General features: G+C 72.9%; 22 protein-coding genes. 8 read left to right on the plus strand and 14 right to left on the minus strand.

The annotated features are described in order from the left end of the window. Positions 1–16: 16 nt before the first annotated feature. From ACYSMR_RS16740 to ACYSMR_RS16780, 9 genes are all read right to left on the minus strand, one after another. The gene (locus ACYSMR_RS16740; protein ID WP_251332534.1) at positions 17–751 is read right to left on the minus strand and encodes a GAF and ANTAR domain-containing protein; all 735 of its coding nucleotides are present in this window, start codon (positions 749–751) and stop codon (positions 17–19) included. Between the two features lie 276 nt (positions 752–1,027). Then, entirely contained in the window at positions 1,028–1,762 is a 735-nt protein-coding gene (locus ACYSMR_RS16745) for a GAF and ANTAR domain-containing protein (RefSeq protein ID WP_461746673.1), read from the minus strand. A gap of 76 nt (positions 1,763–1,838) precedes the next feature. Continuing rightward, entirely contained in the window at positions 1,839–2,207 is a 369-nt protein-coding gene (locus ACYSMR_RS16750) for a hypothetical protein (protein WP_461748042.1), read from the minus strand. Positions 2,208–2,212: 5 nt separating this feature from the next. Continuing rightward, the gene (locus tag ACYSMR_RS16755; protein WP_461746675.1) at positions 2,213–2,959 is read right to left on the minus strand and encodes a GAF and ANTAR domain-containing protein; all 747 of its coding nucleotides are present in this window, start codon (positions 2,957–2,959) and stop codon (positions 2,213–2,215) included. Between the two features lie 193 nt (positions 2,960–3,152). After that, positions 3,153–3,452, minus strand: a complete 300-nt coding sequence (locus ACYSMR_RS16760; protein ID WP_461746677.1) for a DUF4193 domain-containing protein — start codon at positions 3,450–3,452, stop codon at positions 3,153–3,155. Positions 3,453–3,634: 182 nt separating this feature from the next. Next, a complete protein-coding gene (locus ACYSMR_RS16765) occupies positions 3,635–4,276 on the minus strand; it encodes an NAD(P)-dependent oxidoreductase (RefSeq protein ID WP_461746679.1) in 642 nt (213 codons plus the stop codon). Between the two features lie 503 nt (positions 4,277–4,779). Then, a complete protein-coding gene (locus ACYSMR_RS16770; protein ID WP_461746681.1) occupies positions 4,780–5,142 on the minus strand; it encodes a hypothetical protein in 363 nt (120 codons plus the stop codon). A gap of 57 nt (positions 5,143–5,199) precedes the next feature. Next, on the minus strand, positions 5,200–5,952 hold the full coding sequence (locus ACYSMR_RS16775) for a winged helix-turn-helix domain-containing protein (RefSeq protein ID WP_461746683.1): 753 nt from the start codon (positions 5,950–5,952) through the stop codon (positions 5,200–5,202). Between the two features lie 164 nt (positions 5,953–6,116). Beyond that, entirely contained in the window at positions 6,117–6,737 is a 621-nt protein-coding gene (locus ACYSMR_RS16780; protein ID WP_461746685.1) for a class I SAM-dependent methyltransferase, read from the minus strand. Positions 6,738–7,661: 924 nt separating this feature from the next. Between ACYSMR_RS16780 and ACYSMR_RS16785 the strand changes: the two genes are divergently transcribed. From ACYSMR_RS16785 to ACYSMR_RS16805, 5 genes are all read left to right on the plus strand, one after another. Further along, entirely contained in the window at positions 7,662–8,066 is a 405-nt protein-coding gene (locus ACYSMR_RS16785) for a GAF domain-containing protein (protein WP_461746687.1), read from the plus strand. Next, positions 8,063–8,380, plus strand: a complete 318-nt coding sequence (locus ACYSMR_RS16790; protein WP_461746689.1) for an ANTAR domain-containing protein — start codon at positions 8,063–8,065, stop codon at positions 8,378–8,380. Before ACYSMR_RS16785 ends, ACYSMR_RS16790 begins: the two co-directional genes overlap by 4 nt. A gap of 10 nt (positions 8,381–8,390) precedes the next feature. Continuing rightward, positions 8,391–8,732, plus strand: coding sequence for a hypothetical protein (locus ACYSMR_RS16795; protein WP_461746691.1), 342 nt, complete (start codon positions 8,391–8,393; stop codon positions 8,730–8,732). 150 nt (positions 8,733–8,882) lie between these two features. Further along, positions 8,883–9,602 (plus strand): GAF and ANTAR domain-containing protein, encoded by a 720-nt coding sequence (locus ACYSMR_RS16800; RefSeq protein WP_251332523.1) that lies wholly within the window; start codon positions 8,883–8,885, stop codon positions 9,600–9,602. 19 nt (positions 9,603–9,621) lie between these two features. Beyond that, positions 9,622–9,888 (plus strand): hypothetical protein, encoded by a 267-nt coding sequence (locus ACYSMR_RS16805; RefSeq protein ID WP_461746693.1) that lies wholly within the window; start codon positions 9,622–9,624, stop codon positions 9,886–9,888. Positions 9,889–11,128: 1,240 nt separating this feature from the next. Here the strand turns inward: ACYSMR_RS16805 and ACYSMR_RS16810 are convergent. The 4 genes from ACYSMR_RS16810 to ACYSMR_RS16825 form a co-directional block, all read right to left on the minus strand. Beyond that, positions 11,129–11,557, minus strand: coding sequence for an Hsp20/alpha crystallin family protein (locus ACYSMR_RS16810; protein ID WP_309125771.1), 429 nt, complete (start codon positions 11,555–11,557; stop codon positions 11,129–11,131). A gap of 374 nt (positions 11,558–11,931) precedes the next feature. Beyond that, positions 11,932–13,980 carry an ATP-dependent zinc metalloprotease FtsH gene (ftsH, locus tag ACYSMR_RS16815; protein WP_461746695.1) on the minus strand — a complete coding sequence of 683 codons (2,049 nt, stop codon included), beginning with the start codon at positions 13,978–13,980 and terminating at the stop codon, positions 11,932–11,934. 525 nt (positions 13,981–14,505) lie between these two features. Continuing rightward, positions 14,506–14,646, minus strand: a complete 141-nt coding sequence (locus tag ACYSMR_RS16820; RefSeq protein ID WP_461746697.1) for a transposase — start codon at positions 14,644–14,646, stop codon at positions 14,506–14,508. 204 nt (positions 14,647–14,850) lie between these two features. After that, positions 14,851–15,351: a cupin domain-containing protein gene (locus ACYSMR_RS16825; protein ID WP_309125773.1), complete on the minus strand. Its 501-nt coding sequence runs from the start codon at positions 15,349–15,351 to the stop codon at positions 14,851–14,853. Between the two features lie 1,536 nt (positions 15,352–16,887). Here ACYSMR_RS16825 and ACYSMR_RS16830 point away from each other — a divergent pair. Further along, the gene (locus tag ACYSMR_RS16830; RefSeq protein ID WP_461746699.1) at positions 16,888–17,727 is read left to right on the plus strand and encodes a hypothetical protein; all 840 of its coding nucleotides are present in this window, start codon (positions 16,888–16,890) and stop codon (positions 17,725–17,727) included. A gap of 35 nt (positions 17,728–17,762) precedes the next feature. Here ACYSMR_RS16830 and ACYSMR_RS16835 read toward each other — a convergent pair whose 3' ends face one another. Then, the gene (locus ACYSMR_RS16835) at positions 17,763–18,479 is read right to left on the minus strand and encodes a GAF domain-containing protein (protein ID WP_461746701.1); all 717 of its coding nucleotides are present in this window, start codon (positions 18,477–18,479) and stop codon (positions 17,763–17,765) included. 676 nt (positions 18,480–19,155) lie between these two features. On the opposite strand from ACYSMR_RS16835, the gene ACYSMR_RS16840 reads away from it, so the two are divergent. Together ACYSMR_RS16840 and ACYSMR_RS16845 are read left to right on the plus strand one after the other, a co-directional pair. Then, positions 19,156–19,425 (plus strand): hypothetical protein, encoded by a 270-nt coding sequence (locus ACYSMR_RS16840; protein ID WP_461746703.1) that lies wholly within the window; start codon positions 19,156–19,158, stop codon positions 19,423–19,425. Between the two features lie 532 nt (positions 19,426–19,957). Next, positions 19,958–21,136, plus strand: coding sequence for a PP2C family protein-serine/threonine phosphatase (locus tag ACYSMR_RS16845; protein ID WP_461746705.1), 1,179 nt, complete (start codon positions 19,958–19,960; stop codon positions 21,134–21,136). Positions 21,137–21,265: the final 129 nt, after the last annotated feature.

Raw genomic sequence — 21,265 nt, forward strand, 5'->3', positions numbered from 1 at the left:
CGTGCCCCGTGGGTGCTCAGTTCTCGAAGTGGGTGGCGGCCGGGCCCTTGCCCACAGAGGCCACCAGCTCGGCGGCCAGGTCCCGCAGCTTGACGTTGCGGTGGTTGGAGGCGGCCTTGAGGATCTCGAAGGCCTTCTGCTGGGTGCAGCGGTTCTGGCCCATGACGATGCCCACAGCCAGGTCGATGGAGGTCCGCGAGGCCATGGCTGCCTGCAGATCCGCCTCCTTGTCACGGTGGCCGGCCAGGCGCACCGCCAGGCGCAGGGCGCTGGAGGCCAGCGCCACTTCCTGCCGGGCGGCCTCGATCTTGGCCTGGTCGTAGGCGTGGGGCTGATCGGCGTAGATGTTCAGCGCCGCCCTGGCCTCCCCGGCCAGCTCGAAGGGCACCCCGAGCACCGAGGCGACCCCGGCCGCGGCCGCGGCCTCGGTGTAGCCGGGCCACCGGTCGTCGGTGGCCACCTCCGGGACGTGGACCACGACGTGCTCCCGGGCGGCGGTCAGGCACGGCCCGTCGCCGTAGACGTACTGGATCTCGTCCAGGGCCGCGGCCCGGTCGTTGCTGGAGGCCACGGTGGCGGAGCGGCGCTCCCGCAGCAGGGTCACCGCGCACCACACCTCCTCCCCGTCGGCAGCCAGGGTGGTGGCCATCTTCTGCGTGAACTGGGTGAGGAAAGCAGTGATGTCCGGGCTGTCCAGCAGCAGCTCGTGCATCACCGAAGGGGCTGATCCGCCCGCGTGACGATCGATCATGGGTGGTGTGTTCCGTGGTGGTTCAGGGCACAGCACACCGGGCGTGACAGCGCCCAGGGCCTGCGCCGGCGCAGAAGGGGTCGGTTCACCGCGCTGACACGGCCCGCTTCGACAGGGCCCGACCCCGGCAACGGGGGCAGCGATGGTGAGGCTGGGCGGCCATGACGTGCCGCCCGGCAGCCAGCTGCTTGACCACCAGGCATCAAGTCTATTCCACTGCCGCATCGCACCCGGCACACGCGCGGGTGCCCCCGACGCGTGAGGGGCGGGCCTGCCTCAGGCGTCGAAGTGGGTGGTGGCCGGACCTGCGCCGACGGTGGCGACCAGCTCGGCGGCCAGGTCGCGCAGCTTGACGTTGCGGTGGTTGGAGGCCGCCCGCAGGATCTCGAAGGCGCGCTCCTGGGTGCAGCGGTTCTGCCCCATGACGATGCCCACGGCCAGGTCGATGGTGGTCGGGGAGGCCATGGCCGCATGCAGGTCGGTCTCGGTGTCGCGGTGGTTCTCCATCCGCACGGCCAGGCGCAGGGTCATCGAGGTGGCGGCGACCTCGCGCTGGATCACCGCGAGGGTCGCCTCGTCGAAGGCGTGGGGGTGGTGGGCGTAGACGTTCACCCCCGCGGTGGCCTCCTCGCCCAGTTCCATGGGCACTCCCAGGGCGGAGAGGATCCCGGCCTCAGCAGCGGCTTTGCCGTATGCGGGCCAGCGGGGGTCGGTGCGGGTGTCGGCCACGTGGACCATCCGGTGCTCACGGGCCGCGGTCAGGCAGGGCCCGTCGCCGTAGTGGTACTGGAGCTCGTCCAGCGCCTCGGCGTCAGGACCGGAGGCGGCCACGGTGGTGGAGCGTCTGGCCCGCAGCAGGGTCACCGCGCACCACACCTCCTCCCCGTCCTGGCTCAGAGCGGCGGCGATGGTGGTCGTGACGGCGTCGAGGAACCCGGTGATGTTCTCGCTCTCGAGCAGCAGCTCCTGCAGCAGGGGCACGGGCGGGCCGTTCGTCGCATGCTGGGTCACGGTCTTGTCCTTCGTTCTCGGTCCCCGGTTCCGGACGGTGGCGGTGGTGCCCGTGGCCGGTGCGGAGCGGGAGGCGCTAGGTCTCGGGATGGTGTGGGTCGTCGTGGTCCAGCACATCGGAGTCCTGGACGGGGGTGCTGTGCTCCTGCCGGTCGTGGCCGGCGGCACGGGAGGTCTGCTCCTCCAGGAGGTCGGCGGCGTAGGGCGCCTTGGGCGGGGCCAGGTCGATGAGGATCTCGTTGGCGGCCTGGGCCAGCAAGTCCCGCTGCAGCCGCGGCAGGGTCAGGGAGTGGTGCAGGTAGGCGTCGACCTCGAACTCGCTCACGTCCCCGCCGATGCTGAAGTAGTACAGCCACAGCCGGCCCCGGTCGATGCCGGCGGCGACCATCGTGGCCCGCAGACGGCGCGCCTGCTCGTAGCTCACCGCCTCGTCGTCGCCACCCATTCCTCTCACCGCCGCCCGTCCTGGTCGCGGCCCCGGTCCTGCGCGGCGACCAGGAGGTCGGCGGCGACCTCGGCCACCCGCCGGCCCTGGGTGCGGGCGGTCTCCAGCAGCGCGGTGCGGGCCGCCTCGGGACCGAGGTGGTCCCGGGCCATGAGCACCCCGGTGGCCAGCCCGACGACCCCTCGGGAGGACAGGGCTGCCTGCAAGGAGGCGCTCAGCCGCACCGGGGCGTCGCTGGTCTGGGCCGACCCGAGCAGGGTGGACACCGCGTCGGCGAACAGCCCCAGCAGCCGCTCCTGCTCCGGGCCGAGGGCTGCCGGGGTGGGGGCGTAGACCTTCAGCGCTCCCAGGGCCCGACCCCGGTGCACCAGCGGGGTGCTCAGGACCGAGCGGATCCCGGCCTCCGCCGCCGTCGTCTGCCATTGCGGCCAGCGGAGGTCCGTGGTGGTGTCCTCGATCCGCTGGGGCTCTCCGGTGGCCCAGGCGCTCAGGCACGGGCCCTGGCCCAGCTCGTACTGGGCGGCATCAGCGGCCTCCACGGCCGGGTCGGTGGCGGCGGTGGAGATCCGGGTGCCGTCCTCGTCCAGCAGCGAGACCCCTGCCCCGGTGGCGGCGGGGATCATCTGCTGGGCGGCCTGGGCGAGGTGGTGGACGGCCGAGGTGGCGTCCTGCCGGCTCAGCAGCATGCCGTGCAACTGGGCGAAGACGGCGGCCAGCTCACCGGGGGAGGACTCAGGGGATGCAGAGGACATGGGGTGCCCGGACTTCCATGGGGATGGTCGGGCTGGCGCGATGGCCGCTGCCGGCTCCGTCAGCGAAGAAAGCGTCTCGTCTCACCGACCCCCTCTTAATCCCTCAGTTTACTGTTCTTTCGGCCGCCTGGGGTCCCCGCCCGGGTCTCCTCCGCGGTCAGGAGCCTGGGGCGGCCGGAACGGTGCCCGAGCATCAGCTCTCGCACTCGGTGCAGTACCGGTGGCCGTCGGTGGCGCGGGCGAGCTGGCTGCGGCGGCGGACCAGGAAGCAGGAGTCGCAGACGAACTCGTCGTCGCGTTCCGGGATGACCTGGATGGTCAGTTCTTCTGCGGACAGATCCGCCCCGGGCAGGTCGAGGCCCTCAACGGTGTCGTCCTCGGCGTCGTCGATGTCCGGGACCTGGAGGGTGCCCGGGGCCCGGGCGGCCTCCAGCGGCTCGTTGGCCGGCTCGTCCTCCGGGCTGGTGCGGGGGGCGTCGTAGTCGGTGGCCATGGTGGTCGTCTCTCCTTGGAGTGCGCGAGGATGCGGGGATGTCCGGGGGCCCGTCCGGCCTGCGCGGGATGGGCGGAACCCGTCGGTGTGTGAGGCGTCCGTCCGTCGGTGATCGAGCGCGGTGCCGAGAGGGGGGGCAGGGACGGGTCCCGGACGGATGCTCCTGTGCGGACCCCGTGGTCTCAGGTGCTGACGGCAGGGGCGGCGCGGAGGTGGTCGGTGTCCAAGGCCTGGGCGGCGGTGGCGGCGATGCCGGCCACGGTGGCCCTGGTGCCGACCGCGCGCCGGCCGAAGTGCCCCACGTACTCCACAGCTCGCGCGTCCCCGGTGTGCAGCTGGAGAAAGCGCACCAGCGTCCAGTCCAGCCCCGAGGCGGTGACCACCCGGGCCATCTGCGTCACCTGCGCCTGGGTCCGGGAGTGGAACCAGCTGACGTGCAGACGGTGGGCACGGACCCGGGCGGGCGCCCGTTCGTGCGGGCACAGGGGGATGGTGGGGCAGGTGTAGCCGACGTAGCGGCGGATCCCGTGGCGGTGCATCGCCCCCACGATGTGGGCGGTCGTCGTCACCGGAACGAGGGGGTGCTCCGGGCGGGTGGTGCGGGGGTCCAGGGCGTTGATCACCGCCTCGCCCGCGGCCACGGCCTCCTCGATGGTCGCCACGTCGGTGAGCTCCCTGACCACGATCCGCACCCCGTTCCCGAAGTCCGAGGGGACCTGGTCGCGGTCCGTCAGGCAGGCGGTGACTGCGTGACCGCGGACGAGCAGGTCGGCGACCACCTGGCGCCCCAGCTCCGTGGTCGCGCCGAAGACCGTGACCTTCATCGATGGCCCACGTGCTCGTCCACGGTGCCGTGGGAGTCGACCAGACCGGTCGGAGAGGATGGATGGTTCACAGCGGCTGCCTTCTCGCACACGAGGACGTCTCGGCCTGCTGCTGGACCAGTTCTCCAGACTAGGCGCTTCCCGCACCATTGACCAGTCGGCTTAGTATTGCGCCGCAGCCCTCCCGCAGGCGCCGCCGGTCGATGCGGAGCATGCTGGCCTCCGCCGAACAGCTGCACAGCGGGGAAAGGAGGAAACGGCGCTGCGGGTGCTGAACCCCGGTCGAGGCCATGTGGTGCCTCCGGTGCCGGGATGGTCCGGTGCGGGCCGCCAACCACCTGGCGCCCTACGCCGCGCTCCGGTGCAGCCGTGATCTGCGCCCGGGGCAGCGCCCTCCCGAGCTGCAGCCACTGAGGGCGGACCCGGTGAACCTCGGCCGGTTCACCCAGGACATCCGGGCACCCCCGGCCGGACCGGCCCGTGAGCCAGGCCTTGGGCGGTGATCAGCCGTTGAAGCCTTCCTCGGACGCGGCCCGGAGCTTGGCATCGGCGGCGCGTTCTGCGGTCTCCAGCTGTGCCTCCGTGGGCACCCCGTGCTGGTGGCCCGGGAGGAACTGTCCTCGTCGCAGGGCCGTGGCGACCTCGGGCAGCGCGACGAGCAACCCCTCAAGGCGCTGGTGGTCCAGGCTGTTCACCTCGCCGGAGGCCAGCCGGTCCTTGACGGTGGCGACCCAACGATCCAGCGACGCCGCGATCCGCAGGTGCTCCGGGTACTGCTCCGGCTGGGCCTGCAGGAGGTGCTGGAACTCGTCGTCCGTCAGCGCGAGGGCGTCGTGGTCGAATCCGTAGTCCTGGGAGGTGGCCATCTCCTCGTCCTTCCGTCGGTGCTGTGCGCCGACCCGTCGACGCCTGCCAGGACCACGCTACCGACCGTCGGTGACGCCCGTACCCACTGGACGGAGGGAAGGCCCAGTGTGACCTCCCCTCCACAAAGGGCCGTGGAGATGAGTTCCGTCGGTGCGGCCCCGGGCTGCGGAGCACCGGGCGCGGCGGAGCATGCTGAACCGAGCGGTGCAGAGGTCGGCCGGGACGGCCGGACCACTCGTTCCGTCCTCCCTGGGCCCAGCACGTGTCGGCCCCGTCGCGGCCTTCCGCCGGGCCAACGGGGGAGGCGCTCGGCTCATCCGGGGTGGGGTGGCGGTGGAGCTGCAGCCCACGTCGTGCACCGTGGTGATCAGGTGCTCGTGGTCGGCGCGCAGCCGCCGCACGTGCGCGTCCACCGTGCGGGTGCCGCCGTAGCAGTCGTGGCCCCCGACCTCGCTCAGCAGCCGGGCGCGGGCGAAGACCCGTCCGGCCCTCGGACCCGGTGGCCCCCGGCATCGGGGTGAGGGCGGGTTCCGACCCCACCCCCTCGGCCGGGAGCTGCTCCCCGTCCCGGTGTCGGGTGTGCACCGACCGGGCAGGGTCGAGCCTGCGGGCGGGGGAGATGGTGCTGTGCACCGCCTACGAGCCGGCCGGTCCGGGCGTGGTCGTGCTCGTGCGCCGCGAGGCCGACGGGCACCGCCTCGGCGCCCTCGTCCGCGGGGTGGCCGGTGAGGGCGCCGTTGGGCCCGGTGAGCTCCATGCGCAGCGCCTCTCCTCGAGGAGCAGCATCCACCGGTGGAGGACCCCGGCATGGGTGCCGCAGGCCGAGGAGGGCGGGACGTCGTCTGTCGGGTGGGCCCTCAGGTGCTCCGGGACGGGGCCGGTGGTTCGCGCTGTCCCCGGTGCTCGGTGCCTGGCAGCCGGTCCCGGAAGCGTGGTCCCGGGCTGCTGGCGGTGCAGCTCGGCGGTCCCGGTGTCAGGTCTGCGGGGCTGTGGCACCGCGCAGCACGGCCACGAGGAAGTCGCTGTCCTCCCGGAACGGCCGCAGGTCCCAGGTGGACAGGAGCAGGTCGGGCACCAGACCGGCCTGCTCGGCGTCGGTGAGGAACTGGGCGAAGGGGTAGCCGCGCCCAGCGCCGAACCCGACGACCGCGCGCCCTCCGGAGGCCAGGTGCCGCTGGAAGCGCCGCAGGACGTCGGTGCGTGTGCTCGGGGCCAGGAAGGCCATGACGTTGCCGGCGCACAGGATGATGTCGAAGGGCTCGGGGATCCCGCCGGCGGGCAGATCGAGTTCGGCCAGATCCCCGATGATCCACTGAGGCCCGGGATGATCCGCGCGGGCGGCGGCGATGAGGGCGGGATCGACGTCGACCCCGACGACGGTGTGCCCGGCGTGGTGCAGGTAGCCGCCATTGCGGCCGGCTCCGCAGCCGGCGTCCAGGATCCGTGAGCGGCGGCAGACCATGGCGTCGATCAGCCGGGCTTCCCCGACGATGTCTTCTCCGGCGGCCGCCAGCTCTCGGAACCGCTCGACGTACCAGGCCGAGTGCCCGGGATCGGCCTGCACCTTGTTCATCCACACGCTCTGTTCCACCACCCCGTCAGGGTACAGGCGGAGCCGTGCCCAGCTCGGCGGAGGCTTTCCGCCGGGCCCCGCCCTCCGGACCAGGAGGCGATGAGGACCTTCAGCAGTCCCGTCGCCGTGTGTCTGCTGGGGCGCGCCTGTGCCGGCCCGGGCGGAGTGCGCAGGCCGGGCGGGGACGCGGCCGCGGGCGGGCGCAGCTCCTCACGCAGCCGCTGGGCGTCGGCGGCACAGAGGTCGTTGCCGTAGTCGCGCCCGTCCGGGGCGACGGTGACGGTCGAGGGAGCTTGCCCAGCGGTCAGTCAGCCTCCGTGGTGTGTTCTCCTCGTCGCGGCCCCGGGGTGCTTCTGTGGCCGCCGCGGCAGCGGTGGAGCCGCGGGAGCCCTCGGTGCGGTTGCCGGTGACGACGGTGCCCTCTCCGGCGAGGTCCACGCACAGCGTGCCTTCCTCGGCGAGGGGCTGCCATCGCCCGGTGGTGGCGGTGCCGTCGTGCTGTGTGAAGGCAGCGGCCGGGACGACGGCCCGGGCAGGTCCGCGGTCGGAGCCAGAAGGGGGCGGCGCTCCTGAGCGTTCCCGAGCGGGTCCTCGGCAGGGACGGCGGCGCTCGCCGTGGAAGCCGCGTGCACCGCCCGGCCCGCCAGGCGCTTCCTCCTACGAGGCGGGCAAGCAGGGCTGCGGGCGGCCTGCTGCGCGGTGCTGTCCAGGGCGCTCCTCCGTCGACGGTGCGAAGAGTCGGTACGGGAGTGTGGAGGCGGTGGTGCGCGCAGTATGTGCTGGCCGTCCCGGGGGAGGCAGGTGCAGGGGGATGCAGGGAACGGAATGGGGCGTAGGCTGAACGTCCAGGACCAGGGCGAACCACGCAGACGCACCCCGCCGAGCGGAGCGATCTCCGAAGCCGGGACGTGACCTCCGGTCGCCATCACGACCGGTGGAGCCCGCATGAACCCTGATCCTTCGGTGTCCGAGCTGGGCATGGCCTTCGCCCGCATCCAGGGGATGCTGCTGAGCCAGCCGGACGCTGCCACGGCGGTGGACCAGCTCGCCCAGGTCGCCCACGCCGTGATCGGCTCCGCCGCAGGGGCCGGCGCCTCGCTCATCGACGGCACCGGCCGGGCAAGATCCGCCGGGGCCACCGACGCCCTCACCGCGACCGCCGGCGCCCTGCAGTACGAGCTCGGCGACGGCCCCTGCCTCGGCGCCCGGGCGACCGCATCAGTGGTGCGCGTCGACGGCACGGCGAGCGAGGCCCGTTGGCCGGGCTGGTGTGCTGCGGCCAGGGAGCAGGGCATCGGCTCGGTGCTGAACACCCCGCCGGTGCTCGGCGGACGGCGGGTGGGGCGATGAAGGTCTACGCCCGTGACCCCGGTGCCTTCACCGCAGAGGACGAGACAACGCCGGGTCTGCTGGCTGGGGCGGTGGCGGTCCTGCCGGGCTGCGGCCAGCCTGGCGACGCCCCGCACCGGCTGAGCGCTGCTGTGCAGGCAGCCCCGGCGGACCGCCAGGAGGTGGGGGTCGCGGTCGGAGTGCTGATGGAGCGCCACGGCACCGGCCTCGAACAGGCCCGGGCAGCGCTGCTGGACGAGGCGGTGATCCAGGACCGCCCCCTGGCACAGGTCGCCCGCCAGATCCTGGCCCGCCCGGCGGACCGGGAAGGGTAGGAGGCCTGTGATGGACGACGACGAGGTGGGCCGGGAGCAGGCACGCGGCCTGGCCCGGGCGCTGGACGCCGCCGACCTCGCGGTGGGGGCGTTGTGGCTGCACTACTTCCGGCTGGGCGGGGAGGTGCAGGAGGTGGAGATCGATGCCTATCTCCATCACGCCCTGCGGCTGCCGCGCTTGGAGCGCGACCTGCTGGCTCATGCGGCCAACGAACTCGTCGATCACGGCTCCGGCACCCGCGCTCCCTACTCCTCCGAGGTGCCGGCGGACGACCCGGACGAGACGGCCCGCGGTACCGAGGGCACGGAAGGAACCGACGGGGACGGTAGTCCAGGTGGTGCCCAGCACTGAGGCGCACTGTCGGCGGCGGGCTCGGCACGGTGGGCTCACGGGCTGACGTGGTCCGGAGTATTCTGGGGGCAAGGGCAGTCAACGACCGGATTCCCTTGTGCCCCCGGTGTTCCGGGACGGAGAGCGGGTCCGTCGGACCGGGGGGCCATTATGGACAGCGAGTTCTCGGGCACGGAACTGACCACGGTCTTCGCCCGCATCCACAGCATGTTGCTCAGCCGGGAGAGCGCCGCCACCGCGGTCGAGCAGCTGGCCGAGGTCGCCCAGGACGTGGTGGACTCCGCGATCGGTGCCGGGGCGTCGATGATCGACGACCAGGGGCACACCATGTCCACCGGCGCCACGGATGCGGTCGCCGAAGCTGCTGACACCTTGCAGTACGAGCTGGGCGAGGGCCCGTGTCTGAGCGCGTGGGCCACCGAGGCGCTGCAGCGGGTGGACGACACCGCCACCGAGACCCGGTGGCGTCGCTGGTGCGCGGAAGTGCTGCCACTGGGGGTCCGCTCGGCGATGAGTGCGCCGATGCTGTACAAGGGCCGCTGCATCGGGGCGCTGAAGGTCTACACCACCACCGCTGACGGGTTCACGGCCGCTGATGAGCGGCGGCTGAGCCTTCTGGCGGCCGCGGCCGCGACCCTGTTGGGTGCCGCCCAGACGTCTGAGGCCCCGCGCAAGCTCAGCGAGGCGTTGCGCACCGCCTTGTCCGACCGCCAGATGGTCGACGTGGCCACGGGGATCGTGATGGAACGTCGGGGGCTGGGTCAGCAGCAGGCGCGCGTGGCACTGCTGGAGGCCTCCCGGGCCCAGGGCCGGGAGTTGACGGAAATCGCCCGGGCGGTCCTGGACCGTTCCCCCGACGCGACGTTCTAGCACCGGGGGTGAGGAGGCGATGGCCCGAGAACAGGCCCGTTTGCTGCGCCAGGCCATCCAGCGTGCCGGGATCGGGTGCGAGCAGTTGTGGTTGCACTACTTCAGCATGGGGGGTGAGGCGGGGGAGGTGGAGGTCGACGCCTATCTGCACCAGTCCTTCAGCCTGCCGCCTTTCCAGCGGGACCTGCTGGCGCACGCGGCCAACGAGCTGATCGCCCGCATGCCCCCGCCACAGGCCCCGTACGTCTCGGACCTCGCCGAGAACGACACCGCCGAGGAGGACTGAGACGGTTCCCGCGGTGCTGAGCGGGTGGCACGGACCCATCACGGGATGGCCCTCCCAGGACGAGGGGTCGGAGGCGTCCAGGAGGCCGTCGGCGGCCGCGGAGAGCTGGTGGGCACCCATGAGCACGCCCACGGCGCGTGCGATCCGGCCCCGGGGCCGCCACGGCGCCCTGGAAGTCGGTGCTCCAGCGCTGAGCTCGCAGATGGGTGCGCTCGACTCTCAACAGGGCCGCACCGGGCCGGTGAGCGAGCTCAGCAGGACGCTCAGTGCGGAGCGGATGCCTGCCGCGCCCTGGGTCCGGCCCCAGGCCGGCCACCGCGGGTCCGGTGGCCGTATCAGGGACGTACTGAACGCCCACGGTGTCCCAGGCCCGCAGGCACGGTCCCTCCCCGAGCCCGTGCTGCAGCGCATCCGCCTGAGCCACGACCGGGGCCGTGGCCGCGACGGTGGTGCACGTCCCGTCCTGGTCCACCACGGGGATCCCGGCCCTCGCCGCCATGGGGATCAGCTCCTGGGCGACCTCCACCGACTGCGCCACCGCCTCAGCGGCCGTGCGGGCCTGCAGTACCACGCCCCGAACACGGGCCAAGGCGGCACCCGGGCCGGCCGGCACCGGATCAGGTTCCATCGACTGTCCTCCGGCCATGCCACCGACCCCTGAACCGGCCCGCCTGACACCACAGGAGTCCCACGCCGCAGCAGTGCACATCCGGCAGGGCCGCCGTGGACCGCAGGCGGACGGCGCCTCTGGCTGACGATCTTCCACGGGACGTGCCGCACCGACCCGGTCGTGGGAACGATCCCCGGTGCCTTCGGTCCTGTCCTGCAAGCCCGGGGCTACGAGGCGGGACTGGCGGGGGCCGGATGCCTGCTGTGACCGGAGGCCGATCCGTTGTGCAGGTACGGGCTGTCAGGGCCGCCCACCGGCCCGCGAGATGACCGCGCCGGTGGCGTGTGCGGCGAAGGAGCGACATCGCCACATGCCTCCGCGGATACCGGAGGACGAAACCGCCCTGTTCCTGCTCGCCGGTCGGCCGCCGCGAGCCCGATCTCGCCTGTTGCCGTCGGTGGCAGGGTGGACGTGCCCGCTGCTTCGAGGCCTGCCACGGATGGGCGGGCTTGCCGATCACGGCCATCGCCTCGGTCGGCCTGTGCGCCTCAGCGGCCCGTCTCATGAGCGGGCGGCGGGGACCCGAACATCTCACGGGTCCCCGCCGCCCTGCTGGTCAGGGCGTCGGGTTCAGCCGCGGGTGACGGGGATCTTCTTGGTCCCGGTCAGCTCGTCGGCACCCCTGACCGGGGCCCGGACCTCCAGCACCCCGTCCTTGTAGGTGGCGGTGATGTCGTCCTCCTTGGTCCCGGCCGGAAGCGGCAGGGTGCGGTAGAAGGACCCGTAGCGGAACTCCGAGCGGTAGGTGGCCTTGTCCTTGTGCTCGGACTTCTGGCGGCGTTCGGCCCGCAGGCGCAGCGTGTCATCGACCACGGTGAGCTCCACGTCCTGCTCCGGGTCGATGTCGGGCAGCTCCGCCCGGATCACCATGGCCTCGCCGTCCTGGAACTCCTCGACCTTGGGCCAGGACACTGGCATGCCGGGCTGCAGATCGCCTTCCAGGAGCCGGCGGAACGGCTCCAGCACGTCGAAGGGGTCCCTGCGCATCAGTCCAGCCATCACTTGCCTCCTCTCCTCGACGCCGGCCCCGGCAACGTCGGGCCGGCCGTCAACCGGAGGCCGTGGACCCGTCGGGGGCCGGAGGTGCTCTTGTTGGGACACTTCCAGGATAGGCACCGCGGGCGGGGAGCGAAAGATGCGTTCTCGGCGCGGTGGCAGCGTCAGCCGGGCCCGTCGTGGTCACGAGCTCATAGGGGAGGCCGGTGATGGAACGGTCGACAGGTCCTGGGCACGCCACGCCGCCTCCTGGTGGTCGAGGACGTGCCGGCCCGAGGATGCAGGTGGCGGCGCGCTGCGATCGGCCGTGCGGCCGGTCGACGCCCAGGCCGCCGCTGCCGGAGCGGCCGCAGCTCGAGGCCGCGGGGGACCGGCGCTCACCGCATCGACGTGCTGCCCCGGCGGGAGCTGACCCTGCCGCTGGCGGTGTCCTCCCGGGACGGAGATCCGGGGACGGCGCCGACGAGCTGCGGGGTGGCGGGTCGGCGTTCGATCCCGGCGACGGCGTAGACCTCGGTCTCGTCCAGGCTCTCGCGGTCCATGAGCGCGGACACGATCGTCTCGAGCCGGTCCCGGTGGTCGCCCAGCACCTGGCGGGCCTCGGCGTAGCAGTCGGCGACGAGGGTGCGCACCTCCTCGTCGACGGCTTCCAGGAGCGCCTCCGACGCCCCCGCCTGTCGCGGGTCGCCCTCGAGGGGGTAGACCTGCACGGGTCCGACCCGCGGCGACATCCCCCACCGGCCGACCATCTGCCGGGCGATGCCGGTGGCGGTCTGCAGGTCGGACTCCGCCCCGGTGGTGATGACGCCGAAGACCTCCTCCTCGGCGGCCATGCCGCCCAGTGCCCCGATGATCCGGCCCCTGAGATAGTCCCGGTCATAGCCGTACCGGTCCGTGTCCGGGGTGGACAAGGTCACTCCCAGGGCGCGACCGCGCGGGACGATGGAGATCTTGCGCACGGGGTCCGCCCCGGGCTGGAGCATGCCCAGCAGGGCGTGACCGGCCTCGTGGTAGGCGGTGCGCAGCCGCTCCTCCCGGGGCAGGACCACGGAGCGTTCAGCACCCAGCTGGACCTTCTCCAGCGCGTCGGTGAAGTCCCGGAGCGTCACCTGCTCACGCCCGCGCCGGGCGGCCAGCAGCGCCGCCTCGTTGACGAGGTTGGCCAGATCGGCCCCGGTCATCCCCGGGGTGGTGCGCGCCACGTGGGCGAGGTCGACGTCGGGGGCCAGGGGCACGGTGCGGGTGTGGACGGCCAGGATCTCCTGGCGCCCGTGCTGGTCGGGCACCCCGACGGTGATCTTGCGGTCGAAGCGACCGGCCCGGGTCAGGGCCGGGTCCAGGATGTCGGCGCGGTTGGTGGCGGCCAGCACGACCACACCCTCGGTGCCGGTGAACCCGTCCATCTCGGTGAGGATCTGATTGAGGGTCTGCTCGCGTTCGTCGTGTCCGCCCACCGAACCGGTCGCCGAGCGGGTGCGCCCGATGGTGTCGATCTCGTCGATGAAGACGATGGCGGGAGCGACCTTGCGCGCCTCGGCGAAGAGCTCGCGCACGCGCGAAGCGCCCACCCCGACGATCATCTCGATGAACTCCGAAGCACTGGCCGAGAAGAACGGCACGCCGGCCTCCCCAGCCGTGGCCCGGGCGATCAAGGTCTTGCCCGTGCCGGGCGGGCCCTCCAGCAGCACGCCCTTGGGCATCCGGGCGCCGAGGCGACGGTACTTGTCGGGGTCCTTGAGGAAGTCGACGATCTCGACGACCTGATCCTCGACCTCGTCGATGCCGGCGACGTCGTCGAAGGAGACGCGCACCTCGGAGGGGTCCACCCGGCGGGGCTTCTTGCCGCCGAGCATCCCGCCCATGGCACCGCTCTGGCGGCGCAGCACCCACAACCAGAACCAGAGCAGCACCGCGACCGGCAGCAAGGAGATGAGCAGGTTCGCCAGAAAGCCCCGCTCGGTGGTCACCGGGGTCGCACTGACCTGGGCGTCGCTGCGCTGCAGGGCTGCGAGAAGGTCGTCGTCGGCGAAGACCGGCCGCTCGGTGGTGAACTCGGTGTAGGTGCCCTCCTCACCGGGGCGGTCGGCCGGCTCCTTGAGGACGCCTTCGATCGTGTTGCCGCGGGCGAAGACCTCCCGGACGTTGGCGTCCTGCACCTGAGCGGTGAACTCGGTGTAGGGCACGGCGGCCACCCGGGCGCTGCCCACGTCCTGGACGGTGGTCAGCGCGAAGAGCAGCAACCACCACCCCAGCAGCCACGCCCAGAAGCGCCACCAGGTCGGCTTCTGCGGCCCCTCTCCGTCCCCCGGCAGGCCCTCGGTGCGCCACGGGCGCTGCGGGGCGGTCCCCCGGCGCCGCCGGGCCCAGCGCGCCCGGCCGACAGTTCCCTGCTCCGTGGTCTGCCCGGCCCCCGTGTGATCGGCCATGACGTCTCCTTCGACGACAGTCACTGCGACATCACTATGACCGATTCCGGTCCGGCGCGCACGGGTCGCGGCGCCCTCAGAACTCCGTGCCGCCACGGGCGACCACGGCCATGGATCGGGACGGCGGACCCCAGCATGCGCCCGAGCGTCCGGGGAGTGATGCGGCGTCGGGCAAGCCCCCCACCGCACCGGTACCGGACACCGGTCGGGGGAGTGCGGCAGAACCAGCAGCGCGTGGCTGCGCTGTCTCGAGCGTGCTGGATCGAGTCGGTGCCGCAGGCAGGAAGCAAGAGGATCGCCGTACATGTGGCGACGGCGGTGGAGAGCACGTCCGAGCCGGTGGGGGTGGTGCCTGGACCACGGTCCTGCCCCTTGCACCTGGTCCCACAACTCGGGTGCCTGACGGCCAGCAGGAGTGGCGGCAGGCGGTCCGTGGGGAGGGGGGCCGGTCAGCTCGCCACCCTTTGGGTCCGCCCGGACACCGAGTCGATGCTGTCCCTGGACCAGTCCAGGATCTGCTCCTCTTCAGAGCTCATCGGGCGCCCGCTGGTGCAGCTTCTCCCACACCCCGGCTTCCTGCCGGTGGCGCATCCGCCGGGCCGTGTGCTCGCGTCCTCCACCCAGCTCCGGGGGCAGGTCCCGCCACCGGCACCCGGTATGGAGCACGACCAGGACTCCCCAAGGCCGCCCGGCCACCGATCCGAGGCCGCACGCCAAGGTTCTGAGGCGGTCGCGGGGATGGGATGAGCGGGGAGATCAGCTCCCACGGCTGGTCGTCGACCATCCACTGGTGCTTCCTCGTGGCATGCCGGCATGGTCGGCCAACCGAACAAGCACGAGCAACGGCCGATCGGGTTCTGGGACCAGGTGCTAGAGCGAGGCCGGTGGCGGGCCGAGGATCTCGATGTGGTGGCGGGCGGCGGCCGCGGCCAGGGCGGCCGGGTCCACTGGCCCCGGGCCCGGCAGCACCCGCTCGAGTGCCGGGGTCCCGGCCTCGGCGGTGAACTCCTCGAAACCGGCCGGCACGGTGATCTGCAAGGTGTGCAGCGGCTCCTGTGGGGCGACGAGGAACGTGTGGGCTGAGCCGACGGGGAGGAACACGAAGTCCCCGGGCCCGGCATCGAAGACGGTGCCGTCGCATACGAAGCGCGCCCGCCCGGACACAATGTAGAAGACCTCGTCCTCCTCCAGGTGACGGTGCACCGGAGGGGCGAACCCGGGCGGGTTCACGAAGTCCACGATGGTGAGCTTGCCCCGGGTGCGGGCCCCGTCGACCTTGACGGTCACCAGGCTGCCGAGGAACCAGAACGGGGTCCCCTCCTCGGCCGTGAGCACATAACCACCGGGAGCGCTGTCGGAGGTTCCGGTCATGACGATCCTGCTCTCCTCGCACACACCGGGGGATGCGGTGGACCGAGTGTACGTGCCGGCACCCCCGTGACGGAACGGGCCCGATAGGGGACCTGGCCGTCCTGGCGCGCAGACCAGCAGTAGTCCGCGGCAGGCTGCACCGAGGGCCGCACCGGCTTGACCCGGCCCGCGGGCAGTCCCGCCCCCCACCCCAGGGCGGGGGGACAGAGCCCCGTTCCGGCGGCGCACCATGCCCCTGCTCGCGACACGCAATCCAGCCCGTGGGGTGTGGGGCCTGACGGGGTGGCCGGGCACGCCGTGCGGCGGGACGAGGACGGGTCGATCTCAGCAAGGGCGCCGACACCACGTCCCTCTTTCGACCGGGCTGGTGGCGCCACGGACCGCATCGACCTCGCGGGCGATCCTGCCGGCAGCCCGCCCAGGGAGCGGTGGGCAGAGACGGCGCAGTGCGGGCTGTTCCGTCTCCAGCCGCCCCGCCGCTTACCCGGGTGCGGCGGGACAGACGACGGGCCCTGCGCATGGGGGGATGGCAGGGCCCGCGGGGGTCCCCACGAGGGCGGGGACACCAGCGATCCGCACCGCACCCGACACGGAAGGGGGTCCGCCGGGGGCGCAGATCGCCACTGGCGACATGATCCCCAGTCGGAGCACACACCTACTCCGATCCCCAGGGTCTGTGGCCCCGGGCGGCCAGGGCCTCGGCTCGTGACCGGGCGGCTCGACGACGGACAGCAACCCGTGGGGACCGGCATGGTCCTGGGGTGGGGCCAGGGTCGCCCAGCACGGTATCGGCGACCTGCGCCAGGGACTGGCCCCATCGGCGGGCTGCCGCCGGTGACCGTGCCCGGGCGGGGCGCACCGCCCGGTGGTGGCGTCCCCTCAGCGCCTCTGCCGCCCGCTCGATCCGCCTGCGGGCCTCCACGGCGGACGCCAGAGAGGCGCTCAGCCGGCGCCTCCAGCCTGACCCGCGCCTTGGCCACCGGTCAGGCGCCATCCGTGGAGGTTGCGTCTCGATCCCACCCCGAGCCGATGACGCCCGGAAAACCACGACGAGGCACCCGGGGCGAAAGAAGTGCCATTCGCTGGAGCACATCAATGTGTCGCCCAGCCACAGCGATGTTGCGGCTCGGCCTGAGGGCCACGTGAGCCACCCCGCATGATCGATGGCGGAACGAGCAGCCGCAGGGCGGACCAGCGCCGTGACGGCTGTTTGCCCCTGGCCGGGCTTTCGCCTCGTGGACAACGAGGTCCGCCAAGGAAAAGGACCGGCCACCCGCGGAGGGACCGTGCTGGGAGCCCGTTCCACCTCCGGTCACCCCTGCACCTCTGTCGGCGGTGTACCTCCGCGTGGTCGGTGAACCACCCCGGTGACCGCTCACCATTCGGTCACGCCCCGACGGACCCTCGACGGCAGGTCTCCCCACTTCGCCCTGCGTCCTGGCTACGGTAGGGCCCATGGACTCCGTTCCCATGGCCCCCGGCCCCGGCAGGACCCCACCGCCGACGGTGGAGCCCGGTGGCGGGTAGGAGCCGGCCGTGCCGATGACCCACTACCGCCGGATGGCCGATCAGCAGGCCACCGCCGCCCTGGAGGAGTTCCTTGCCGAACGCGCCCCGGCGCTGGAGGCCCTGCACGCTGCGCTGCGCACGGAGGGAATGGACCCGGAGGTGCTGCTGGATGCCTCCCCGGAATCGCTGACCCCGCTGTGGGCGTGGATCACCGACCACCAGGCACAGCTGGCCGCCAACCCCTCGGCCGATTCCCCGGTGCAGCCGCGCGAGCAGTGGCCTTCCTGGGCCAGGCACACGGTGACCAGCCTGAAGATTCCCTCGGCGACGATGTTCACCCTGCTGGACGGACTGGTCTCCTATCTGGCCCAGGTGCTCATCATCGGCGCCCCGACAGCGAGATGGGTGGTGGGCTCACCGCAGGATCCCCGGCACCACCTCCACCACCATCCGGTGCTCACCGGAGCCGGCCACCAGGTCTTCGTCCCGACGCTGCCCATGGGCGGGATGCTGCGGCTCAAACGCGCAGAGCCCTCGCTGCGGCCCACCGAGCTGGCCGAGTACGCCGCCGCAACCGTCAAGAACCTGTCCGAGGCGGCCCCCTACCGCCCGCCGGCCCCGGACCCGCCGGTGGTGGTGGTCGCCGAACCGGAAGGCTTCGACGTCGGGGTGCGCGCCGACATCGCCGGCGACCACCCCCAGCTGGTGGAACGGATGGCCACCGCACTCACTACCCACCACGGGGTCACCGCGGTGGAGCGGCTCGGGCGCGACGCGATGCTGGTGCACGCCCGGGACGGGGATGCCGATGCCCTGCAGCACCGGCTGACGGCGTGGCTGAACATCCACCTGCCCTTCGACCGTTGACCCCGGGGAGGGCAGGGGCGCCGCGGAGGAGGAGGTCACCCGGCCGGGTCGGCGAGGGACTCCACGATGGACTGGGCGGTCTCGGCCAGGGACCGGTGGTGGGCGTGGGCGGCCTCGGCCAGCAGCCGCTGGGCTGCGGGGCGGGTGAGACGGTGGCGCTCCATGAGGATGCCGGTGGCGGTGTCGAGGGCCTGGCGGTCGGTGAACACCGTCCGGAGCGCATCACTGATACGGGGAGCGGCGCCCGTGGCCTGGCCGGATCCCAGCAGGGCGGCCACCGCCGCGGCCAGCAGGCCCATGGTGCGTTCATCGGCGGCGGTGAAAGCGTGCGGAGTGGTGGCGTAGACCTCCACCACGCCGAGGGCTTCGGCTCCGAACATCAGCGGCGTGGCCAGCATCGAGCGGATCCCCAGCTGACGGGCGGCCGGGGACCAGGCCGGCCAGCGGATGTCGGTGGCGGTGTCCTCCACGCGTTCGGTCCGTCCCGTGGCCCAGGCGCTGTAGCAGGGGCCTTCGTCCAGGGCGTGCTCGAGGTCCTCGGCGGCGGCAAGCACCGCATCGATGGCCGTGGTGGTGATCTCCCCGCCGCCGGGTTCGAGCAAGACCACCCCCGCCCCCTCCGCACCAGGAATCAGGTGCCGGGCGAGCTGCGCCAGCTGGTCCACCGTGGTGGGGGCGGTGTCCTGGCCCAGCAGGATGGACTGCAGCCGGCTGAACAACTCCACCAGCTCCCGTGCGGAGGCCTCAGGCACCCCCATCACCCCCTCTCCGGATGCGACCACCCAGGTCACCCCCATTGTGGGACTCCACCGGCCCTTGGCACCGCTGCGTGGTCCCTTCGTTACGCCCATGCCCACGCTGCCACCGAGCCACCTCTGCGCGGCCGGGCGGCTGCGGCCAGGCCGGCCGCACGATCGGCCGCGCAGCGCCCCTCAGCGGGTGCCGCTCACCAGCTCCCCGTTCCAGCGACCTGACGGCCACGCCGGACCCGCAGCCTCCACCGGGGTCCGCCCCGGGTTGCCGTGCCTGTCGATCGGCGTGCCTCGAAGCCGGGGCAACCGCCATCGCCGGGCATCCCCGCACGGCCCTGACCCGTCACATGGTCGAGGAGCGCGCCCTTGTCGTCGTGTGATGGCCCGGGCAAAGGCATGGCCATCACGGCCTCATCGGGGCCGTGATTCCTCCACGACCGCGTCCACGGGGTGACACTGGGCCCACGGGACGGGGCGATGACGCCGCGCTTCCCGTGCCGTGTGGTTGTCCGTGGTCACGGCCGCCGCCGTGCCCGCGTCCTCGAGGGCACCTGGTGCGCTGCCGGTGTGTCCTCGCCACGATCCCTGCCCGCCGGCCACCCCACCTGGCTCACCCCACCTGGCTCACCCCGGGGGGAGGTCCGCAGGGACCGGCAGCTCGCAGCAAGGGTTCGTCATGCCCACGACCTCGCGCCGGGTCTCGGCGCTCGCCGCCGTCCTGATCACAGCCATCGTCCCGTCCGCGCAGGCTGGCCCGTCCGCGCAGGCTGGCCCGGCCGTGCCGGGCCAGGTGCCCTGGCCTCCGGCCGGCACCCGCGGCACCTGCGTGCCGTACCGCGGCACCGCCACCGCCGACGTCCAGCGATTGCCCGACTCCGCCCTGCTCGACGAGGTCGCCATCAACGGCACAGGGTTCGAGACCCACGCCCCCGACGGCACCAGGTGAGCTTCGACCGCCCCGGACCGGCGATCGTGGTGGCAGCCCACGCGGTGGAGGCCCAGGAGCTCACCACCCAAGTCTTCGACCTGTGCGAACCGCTCGACCCAGCCCCCCAGGGACCCGTGAGCGCACCCGCCCGACCACCTCGGCCCCAACGACGCGGGGAACCAAGAGCCCAGGCGCCCCAGGAGCCCCCACTGGGGGCCTCGAAACAGGCAACGACCCCACCGACGGGAAGCCGGCCGAGGAGCTTCTCCCAGGACCAGGCTTCTTGCCACTCGCACAGCCGGCGCCCTGCCCTGTGCCCGGACCCCCAGCCCGGGAGCGGGGCGGGTCCCGCCACCGGCAGCCGGTGTGGAGCACGAACAGAATCCTGTCCGGAGTGGCCCGATCCTCGATCCGAGGCCGTTCACCCGGTCCTCGAGGTGGCGGCTGGTGGTGGCACGGCACGGCGGGACGTGTGCCGTGGCTGGCTACGGTCAGGCTCACCGGGAGTCAGGGCGGCTCCGTGCTCGCGGGGGCCGGTAGCGTAGGGGCCATGACAGTGGATGCTGGGACCCCCGAGGAGGCAGCCCGGGTGCGCGCCCTGCACGCGCTGAACGTCCTCGACACCCCCAAGGAGGAGCGCTACGACCGGGTGGTGCGCATCGCCCAGCAGGTCTTCGGGGTGAAGGCCGCCGCGGTGAACCTCATCGACGCCGACCGGCAGTTCACCAAGGCCGAGACCGGGCTGGACGGGCTGGTCCACGCCGCCCGCACCGACTCGCTGTGCGCCCGCACCGTCGAGGCCGACGCCCCGCTGGTGGTGGCCGACGCGGTGGTCGAGGCGCGGTTCGCCGGCAGCGCCTTCATCGCCGGGCCGGACCCGGTGCGCTTCTACGCCGGGCACCCGCTGCACGCCCCCGGCGGGGAGCCGGTGGGCTCGCTGTGCCTGGTCGATGACCGTCCCAGGGAGCTGGACGCGCGGGAGCGTCGCCTGCTGGCCGAGATGGCCGGGTGGGTCGAGCGCGAGCTCGCCGCCCAGGACGAGATGGACCGCGCCGCCCAGGTCCAGCAGATGCTCATGCCCCGCACCGGGCTGCTCACCGCCCGCATCGAAGCCGCTGGGCGCTGTCTGCCGGCGAGGTCCCTGGGCGGGGACTTCTACGACTGGATGGTGCTGGGCGAGGACCTGCAGGTCATGGTGGCCGATGTGATGGGCAAGGGGATCCCGGCGGCCCTGCTGGCGGCCTCGGCCCGGGCGGTGCTGCGCGGGACCTTCCAGTACAACGCCGCCCCGGAGGCGATGGCGCGTGCGGCCGGGGCGCTGACGCCGCTGCTGGAGGAGGCCGGGGCGTTCGTCACCGCGTTCATCGCCCGGCTCGACACCTCGACCGGGGTGCTGGAGTACATCGACGCCGGGCACGGCCTGGCGCTGATCCTCAGCCCCGACGGCGCCTCGCGGCGGCTGTCCAACTCGGGGCCGGCGGTGGGCCTGGTCGCGGGGTGGACCTGGGAGATCCACACCGACACCTTGGAGCCGGGGCAGACGCTGCTGGTGGTCTCCGACGGGTTCCTGGACTTCTTCGACGACCTCGAGCAGGCCCTGGCCACCGCTGCCGCACTGAACACCGTGGCCGCCACCGCCGAGGAGCTCGTGAGGCTGTGCAGCGACTACGCCGACTCCCCGGAAGCCGACGACGACACCACCGTCCTGGCGCTGCGCCGCCTCGCCTAGTCCGGTCAGCACTCTCCGGCCCGCCCTGGGTGGCCTGGCCCCGATGGTTCTGCCGGCCGGAGCTCCCGAAAGTCCATGCCCCGGTGTGGCGCCGATCGAGGTCGGCGCAGCGCTGCCCCCACGGGAACC

The organism is Kocuria sp. U4B (assembly GCF_054875615.1).

Bases quoted from the DNA above. Each gene is read 5' to 3' on its own strand.
- ACYSMR_RS16740 (WP_251332534.1), bottom strand. From the start codon at position 751: ATGATCGATCGTCACGCGGGCGGATCAGCCCCTTCGGTGATGCACGAG.
- ACYSMR_RS16750 (WP_461748042.1), bottom strand. From the start codon at position 2,207: ATGGGTGGCGACGACGAGGCGGTGAGCTACGAGCAGGCGCGCCGTCTG.
- ACYSMR_RS16755 (WP_461746675.1), bottom strand. From the start codon at position 2,959: ATGTCCTCTGCATCCCCTGAGTCCTCCCCCGGTGAGCTGGCCGCCGTC.
- ACYSMR_RS16760 (WP_461746677.1), bottom strand. From the start codon at position 3,452: ATGGCCACCGACTACGACGCCCCCCGCACCAGCCCGGAGGACGAGCCG.
- ACYSMR_RS16765 (WP_461746679.1), bottom strand. From the start codon at position 4,276: ATGAAGGTCACGGTCTTCGGCGCGACCACGGAGCTGGGGCGCCAGGTG.
- ACYSMR_RS16770 (WP_461746681.1), bottom strand. From the start codon at position 5,142: ATGGCCACCTCCCAGGACTACGGATTCGACCACGACGCCCTCGCGCTG.
- ACYSMR_RS16775 (WP_461746683.1), bottom strand. From the start codon at position 5,952: ATGCCGGGGTCCTCCACCGGTGGATGCTGCTCCTCGAGGAGAGGCGCT.
- ACYSMR_RS16785 (WP_461746687.1), top strand. From the start codon at position 7,662: ATGAACCCTGATCCTTCGGTGTCCGAGCTGGGCATGGCCTTCGCCCGC.
- ACYSMR_RS16790 (WP_461746689.1), top strand. From the start codon at position 8,063: ATGAAGGTCTACGCCCGTGACCCCGGTGCCTTCACCGCAGAGGACGAG.
- ACYSMR_RS16795 (WP_461746691.1), top strand. From the start codon at position 8,391: ATGGACGACGACGAGGTGGGCCGGGAGCAGGCACGCGGCCTGGCCCGG.
- ACYSMR_RS16800 (WP_251332523.1), top strand. From the start codon at position 8,883: ATGGACAGCGAGTTCTCGGGCACGGAACTGACCACGGTCTTCGCCCGC.
- ACYSMR_RS16805 (WP_461746693.1), top strand. From the start codon at position 9,622: ATGGCCCGAGAACAGGCCCGTTTGCTGCGCCAGGCCATCCAGCGTGCC.
- ACYSMR_RS16810 (WP_309125771.1), bottom strand. From the start codon at position 11,557: ATGGCTGGACTGATGCGCAGGGACCCCTTCGACGTGCTGGAGCCGTTC.
- ftsH (WP_461746695.1), bottom strand. From the start codon at position 13,980: ATGGCCGATCACACGGGGGCCGGGCAGACCACGGAGCAGGGAACTGTC.
- ACYSMR_RS16825 (WP_309125773.1), bottom strand. From the start codon at position 15,351: ATGACCGGAACCTCCGACAGCGCTCCCGGTGGTTATGTGCTCACGGCC.
- ACYSMR_RS16840 (WP_461746703.1), top strand. From the start codon at position 19,156: ATGCCCACGACCTCGCGCCGGGTCTCGGCGCTCGCCGCCGTCCTGATC.
- ACYSMR_RS16845 (WP_461746705.1), top strand. From the start codon at position 19,958: ATGACAGTGGATGCTGGGACCCCCGAGGAGGCAGCCCGGGTGCGCGCC.